The 6,467-nt window shown below is 40.3% G+C and carries 5 protein-coding genes; all 5 read left to right on the top strand.

Annotated features, from left to right (window positions below):
• Window positions 1-485 precede the first annotated feature (485 nt).
• The 5 genes from DX933_RS07975 (at window position 486) to DX933_RS07960 (ending at window position 6,355) form a co-directional block, all read left to right on the top strand.
• Complete coding sequence (locus tag DX933_RS07975; RefSeq protein ID WP_223805917.1) at window positions 486-1,706, top strand: CynX/NimT family MFS transporter; 1,221 nt, start codon at window positions 486-488, stop codon at window positions 1,704-1,706.
• Window positions 1,707-2,356: 650 nt separating this feature from the next.
• Window positions 2,357-4,414, top strand: coding sequence for a thioredoxin domain-containing protein (locus DX933_RS07970; RefSeq protein WP_123315921.1), 2,058 nt, complete (start codon window positions 2,357-2,359; stop codon window positions 4,412-4,414).
• 334 nt (window positions 4,415-4,748) lie between these two features.
• On the top strand, window positions 4,749-5,402 hold the full coding sequence (locus DX933_RS07965; RefSeq protein WP_123315920.1) for a hypothetical protein: 654 nt from the start codon (window positions 4,749-4,751) through the stop codon (window positions 5,400-5,402).
• A 43-nt stretch (window positions 5,403-5,445) separates the two neighbouring features.
• Window positions 5,446-5,616: a hypothetical protein gene (locus tag DX933_RS18410; protein ID WP_190279455.1), complete on the top strand. Its 171-nt coding sequence runs from the start codon at window positions 5,446-5,448 to the stop codon at window positions 5,614-5,616.
• A 331-nt stretch (window positions 5,617-5,947) separates the two neighbouring features.
• Window positions 5,948-6,355, top strand: coding sequence for a cytidine deaminase (locus tag DX933_RS07960; RefSeq protein WP_123315919.1), 408 nt, complete (start codon window positions 5,948-5,950; stop codon window positions 6,353-6,355).
• Window positions 6,356-6,467 lie beyond the last annotated feature (112 nt).

Here is a 6,467-nt window from a genome sequence, read left to right as displayed (position 1 = left end):
CCAACAACTACCTGGCTATGCCGTAACAGGCTATCACACCCGCCCCTCCATATCAAATTGTATATCAGCAGGGAATCGACTTAGTGCTTTATAATTTTGATTATATATTTCTGTCTAATCTGGTAAACATTGTAAATGTAATTTACACAGGATTATGGACTTGACTGTGGGGGAAGGATGAAACCCTCACTGATTGAAGTTTCACGTCATGCAATAGTGAACAAATGGATCACCCCAAAAGCAGCGTGTCAATATGACTTTTGGGGTGTTTGTTTTTGCTGAAAATGGTAGTATAAATAGGTTCGATAATTCGTAATTGCAGCTATCGCATCCATCAGCAGCTTCGGCGCCAAGCTAAACCGAGGGAATTGGATGGCGTCACGATCCGTGGTGTCTAAGAAAGATGTTGGTGGGACAAGGAATTCGTTGGGCGACTGTGCTTTACGATAAAAATAAAGATAGGATTATAATAACGGGGGATTTTTGTGGGGAAAAAAATAACAACTTTAGAATATACGCAAGAAAAGCAGGCAGCACAATGGCTATTATTCATTGGAATTATCGTCGTTGGCTCCAATTTACGTGCACCATTAACTTCTGTAGGTTCACTCATTTCATTTATACGTGATGATTTGGGATTAAGTAATACTATAGCCGGGACGATAACAACGATACCTTTACTAGCTTTTGCATTACTCTCACCCTTTGCACCAAAAATCGCCAGTAAACTGGGCATGGAGAAAACGATATTTATATCATTAATCGTGTTATTATTTGGGATAATCATGAGGTCGCTATCCGGAATCGGCTTTTTATTTATTGGTACGATAGGCATTGGCCTAGCAATTGCAATTGGCAATGTACTTATTCCAGGTTATGTAAAAATGAATTTTCCATTCCGCATTGGGCTGGTTACTGGATTTTATGCGGTGTTCATGAATATATTTGGTGCACTGGGATCTGGGTTAAGTGTACCCCTTTCGAATATCAATGGATTTGGCTGGAAGGGCTCACTAGTATCCTGGTCACTCCTTACTTGTATTGCTATTATCATTTGGATTCCACAGCTAAGAAGAAATGTAGACTCGCCGCTAACTGCTAATTTGACCACGACGAAAAAAGGAAGCATTTGGCGCTCGCCATTGGCATGGTGCATTACTATTTTTATGGGATTGCAATCACTTATTTTTTATACATTAATTACATGGTTGCCCGATATTTTACGGATCCATGGGTATAGCGCCAGTGCAGGAGGATGGATGCTCTTCCTTATGCAGTTTGCTTTAATACCTATTACATTCATTATCCCAGTAGTTGCAGAAAAAATGCGTAACCAAAAGCTCTTAAGCGGTTTAACAGGCGGACTATTTATCGTAGGCCTTTCTGGATTATTATTGGGAAATCAAGTGCTCATACCAATCGCAATTATTATGATTGGTATTGCAAGTGGAAGTGCGTTTAGCTTATGTATGATGTTTTTCAGTCTGCGGACACAGGATGGATACCAAGCATCAGAAATGTCCGGAATGGCACAATCATTCGGATATCTTTTAGCAGCAGTAGGCCCAGCCTTGTTCGGAGCATTACATGACATATCCGGCGGGTGGCAGCTGCCATTATGCATGCTAATCGGACTATCCATCGTTATATTCCTGGTCGCAATCGCAGCCGGAAAAGATCAGGTCATCCAAGTAAACGAAACATAAACCCAAGCTGCCCCCCTATTGTTAGGTGTTACCCAACAACAGAGGGGCAGTTTTTTGATGCATTTAAGCTGGCGTGGTAAGCCGAAACTTAATGTAAGGATAGCTTTGTGAAACGGGGGAAGCGCGGGGTTATTTGAAGAGACGTGCGACATTATCCCAATCCTGCATAAGTTGATAGCATTGACGCACGACCTGCGCGATGTATCGGGGAGAATCTATCTTAAATAAAATGATGTGGAAATCGGCTGCAACCGATTTCGTCATCATGCCTGTGTGTGACTTCTGGTCATAGGCATGCGAGTTTGGTTCATAGGCATGCAAGTTCGATGCGAGTGTATGCGCATTTTGGCTTTAGGTAAGCGACTTTATCGCTAAAGCATGCGACTTATCCCCATATCCATACGCTTATAATTTCTTTCCATGTTGAAGGAATCGGCGGCTTACCGATTCCAACCCTATAAAATTTTCGTACGCCATGGTTATTTCATGCGTGAACTCGTTTGGTTTCCGTATGAAAATGAATTTGTTTTCTTGTGTTTGAACAATTCATTTTTCCTCTCCAATGAAGTATGCAATTGTCTACGTGTATGTTTTCGCGCATGTGGTACAGTATAAGCAAAGCTTGATAAAGGAAAGATGGGTGATATGAAATGGTTTCAAAACCGTTTTCGAATCGTTTGATAGATGAAAAATCTCCATATTTATTGCAGCATGCGCATAATCCAGTGAATTGGTATCCGTGGGGAGCAGCTGCTTTTGAAAAAGCAAAATCTGAGCAAAAGCCAATTTTTCTCTCCATCGGCTACAGTACATGTCATTGGTGTCATGTGATGGCGCATGAAAGCTTTGAAGATCCTGAGACGGCGGACTTGTTAAATGAGCGGTTTGTATCGATTAAGGTGGATCGTGAGGAACGTCCGGATATTGATTCTGTATACATGAAGGTGTGCCAAATGATGACAGGTCAGGGTGGTTGGCCGTTAAATATATTTATGACGCCCGACAGTATACCATTTTATGCTGGCACGTATTTTCCGAAGGAGTCCAAATACGGGATGCCAAGCTTTACTGAGGTCATGACTCAATTATATGATCGTTACATGGATGATCCCGAACATATTCAGGGTATAACAGAAAAGGTTTCGCAAGCCCTAAAGCAAACAGTTCAAGAAAAAAGTACGGATCGTTTAACGGAAATGCATGTAGAACAGGCGATGAAACAGTTGATGCAGCAATATGATGCGGAAAATGGCGGATTTGGACAAGCGCCAAAATTTCCGCAACCACAAAATTTGATGTTTTTGCTTCGTTATTATCAAACAACACGGGATAGAACTGCTATTCATATGGTCGAAAAAACGCTTCAGGCGATGGGGAATGGTGGAATTTATGATCAGGTTGGGTTTGGCTTTGCCAGATATGCAACAGATGAAAAGTGGCTCGTGCCTCACTTTGAAAAAATGCTGTATGATAATGCCCTGCTTTTAACTACATATTTAGAAGCCTATCAGGTGACCAAGCATCCGTATTACAAGCGAATCAGTGAGCAAGTCATCCAGTTTTTGCAACGGGAGATGGCGAATGAAAAAGGCGGATTTTATTCAGCTATAGATGCAGATTCAGAAGGGGTAGAAGGGAAGTATTATGTGTGGAACAATGAAGAAGTGATGGAGGCGCTCGGATCCGAAGTCGGGGCTCTTTATAGCACAGTATATGGAATCACACCAACGGGAAACTTTGAAGGAAAAAATATTCCAAACAGAATGGACTCCCCACCAACCTTAGCAGAATTAGAAAATCGTGACGGAGAACGCGCCAGATTATTGGAACAGGCTCGGCTAAAGCTGCTGGCTACCCGTGAAGAAAGGGTGTATCCACATGTTGATGACAAAATTTTGACAGCATGGAATGCAATGACAATGGTAGCTTTGGCAAAGGCTGGCAGGGTCCTTCAAAATCCAAATTATACGAATATGGCAGAAAGAGCGCTTGAATTTGTTGAACAGCAATTGTTTCAAGACGGGCGATTAATGGCGAGGTATCGTGATGGAGAAATAAAGTTCAAAGCCTATTTAGATGATTATGCTTATTTGATTTGGGCATATATAGAGCTCTATGAAACCACTTTTTCCCTCCGCTATTTGCAAAAGGCAAAAAAATTAGCGGAAACAATGCTCGATCTATTTTGGGATTCGGAGCAGGGAGGATTTTATCTAAGTGGTAAAGATGCAGAACAGCTCATTGCCAGGGATAAAGAAATATATGATGGTGCGCTTCCGTCTGGAAACGGGGTAGCGGCTGTCATGCTAGTGAGATTAGCCCATTTGACTGGGGAGACCATTTTTAGAGATGACGTGGAAACGATGTACCATACTTTTTTTCAGGATGTGAGCAGGCAGGCATCTGCAGCGGCATTTTTCATGCAAAGCTTATTATGGACGGAATATCCGACGAAGGAAATAGTTATTATTGGAGCGGTGGACGATCCTGGGCGCCAAGCGTTGCTCACGAAATTACAGCAGGCATTTATTCCCCATGCGGTTATTTTGGTTGGAGAGCACCCGGATGATTTTAAAACAGTTGCGCCATTTGCAGCCAGTTATAAGCAAATAGCCAATCACACAACTGTCTATATATGTGAAAACTTTTCTTGCCAAGCACCGACAACAGATCTTGACTTAGCATTCGAGCATATAATAGAAAACTGAAGGAAAACCATTGAGAAAATCATTTTAAAGTATGTGATTTCGGATAAAAGCCAAAGTGACGTAAGATAAACGTCATTTAAGTTACTCGACATCATGTATTTTCTGAAATGAAGTAAGATAAACCTTTTTTAAAGTATGTGATTTCTATAAAAATCCTAAATGGCGTAAGATAAATCCCTACTACAGCAAGCTAACTCTTAAACCACCGGGATTTAACTTGCATTTTCTTTTGACTTGAAGTTTTGGATTGTGAGAAAGCCAAGTAAAAGAACAAATTTCCTATTGACATCGGAGTATGATTAGACATACTTGAGTTAGATGAGGGGGGACTGGATTGGATTTTTTGATACAGTATCAGTGGGAAATTTTCATTGCGGCGGAGATTCTATCTTTTGCTTGTTTGATTGGATTTGGGGTGGTTCGCTATTTGCTTGATAAACGGCAACTTAGCTCAACTTTTTTGCTGTTGTTTATTGTGTTTTTAGTGATAGAAGCGATGCTGGCCTTGCTGCTGTACAATAAAACAGGTGAAATAGAAACCTTTCAAATTGTCGTGATGATTTTTCTTCTATATGCGTGTACATTCGGGATATTGGATTTCAAAAAATTGGACCGATGGATGCGTATGAAAATTGGAAAATGGCGCGGAGTAGAGTTGTTAACGCCCAAAGATCGGGAAAAAATGGCCAGACAAAAAGATCCACGTTATATTGCGAAAAAATATCGCATGAGCTCCATGATTCATTTGTTCGTATTTGTTGTTATCCAGGCAGCATTTTGGATATATGGAACAAGTGGATTGGGACAAATAATAGATTATATGCAGGATCTATCGTGGATAGGTACAGAGAATGTAGCAGAAACCCCTTATGCCAATGAGGTATTATATAGGGTTTCCCTCATTTGGGGAATTGTTTTTGTTGTTGATTTCATTTGGTCCTGGTCCTACACTTTTTTTCCAGCAAAAGAAAAAGGCAGTTCCTTTTAAGCCTGATTCACGTAAACTTCTTTAAAATAAGGTGGTGATAAAGATGCAAAAATGGCTATACGGTCTCTTGTCCATCATTGGTCTTGTCATATTGTTCATCACGGATATAACGATGGTCGTTCCGTTCTCCACGAATCACTTCATTGCTTCAGCCTTAGTGATGATATTTTATATGTATCTTTTGTATCTCATCGTATTTCGCAAGATTTTTTAATATGGTATGGATAGACCCCTTTGGTGTGAGTTCGTAAACAGGCTTAACTTTAATTAATCAGCTATTATGGGTGAATGAATTTCACTTAAATTGGATGTGATTCTAAAAATGCTTTTAAATTTCATTTTAAGTTTAATAACGTCATTTGTAGTGTTGTTCGTTTTGAATAACATCGTAAGAACGTATACTCAAAATAATATTGTGTTTTCAAAAATGGCTTTACATTATGGTGTAGGTGCTGTAGTTATCAGTAGTATACTGCTTGTCGTGTAACAAATATCAAAAGGTAATTCCCAGATAATAAAAAAGTGATATAGGTGGAGTGGGCAAAGTGAATGTGGAACAAAAACTTTATGATGCGGCGATTGCATTAATAAAAAATAGGTATCCTGTTGGTTGGGGTGGGGCTGCCGCGATGTATACCGAAAATGGTCAAGTCCTTACAAGCGTAGCACCAGATGTGATTAATGCTTCTACTGAGTTATGTATGGAAACAGGTGCAATTCTTGAGGCGCATAAACTGAATGTGAAAGTAACCCATTCTCTATGTGTTGCACGTGAAGATGAGCAGGCTGCATTTAAAATTTTAACGCCGTGTGGTGTCTGTCAGGAAAGATTGTTTTATTGGGGTGCAGATGTTAAAGCAGCAGTTACTACCGAAGCGCAGTCTCTTCTATTCAAAACACTTGAAGAGATTCAACCGTTTCATTGGACAAAGGCATATAGGGATGAACTGTAAAGTATAAAAGCAAAAGCCCAAATCTTGCATAATGGCTTTTGCTTTTGTTGTTTTACCACAGATTAACTGGCTGTAAGCCCCCCACATCAAGTGTCTTTGTTGATAACAAGCA

The sequence above is a fragment of the Ornithinibacillus gellani genome (assembly GCF_003730295.1).
GTDB lineage: Bacteria > Bacillota > Bacilli > Bacillales > Amphibacillaceae > Ornithinibacillus_A > Ornithinibacillus_A gellani.
The sequence above is the reverse complement of the archived record's forward strand: the minus strand, read 5'-3'. Positions and strand labels throughout refer to the sequence as shown.

Coding starts and splice junctions, on each gene's coding strand:
- DX933_RS07970 (WP_123315921.1), top strand. CDS start 2,357: ATGGTTTCAAAACCGTTTTCGAATCGTTTGATAGATGAAAAATCTCCA.
- DX933_RS18410 (WP_190279455.1), top strand. CDS start 5,446: ATGCAAAAATGGCTATACGGTCTCTTGTCCATCATTGGTCTTGTCATA.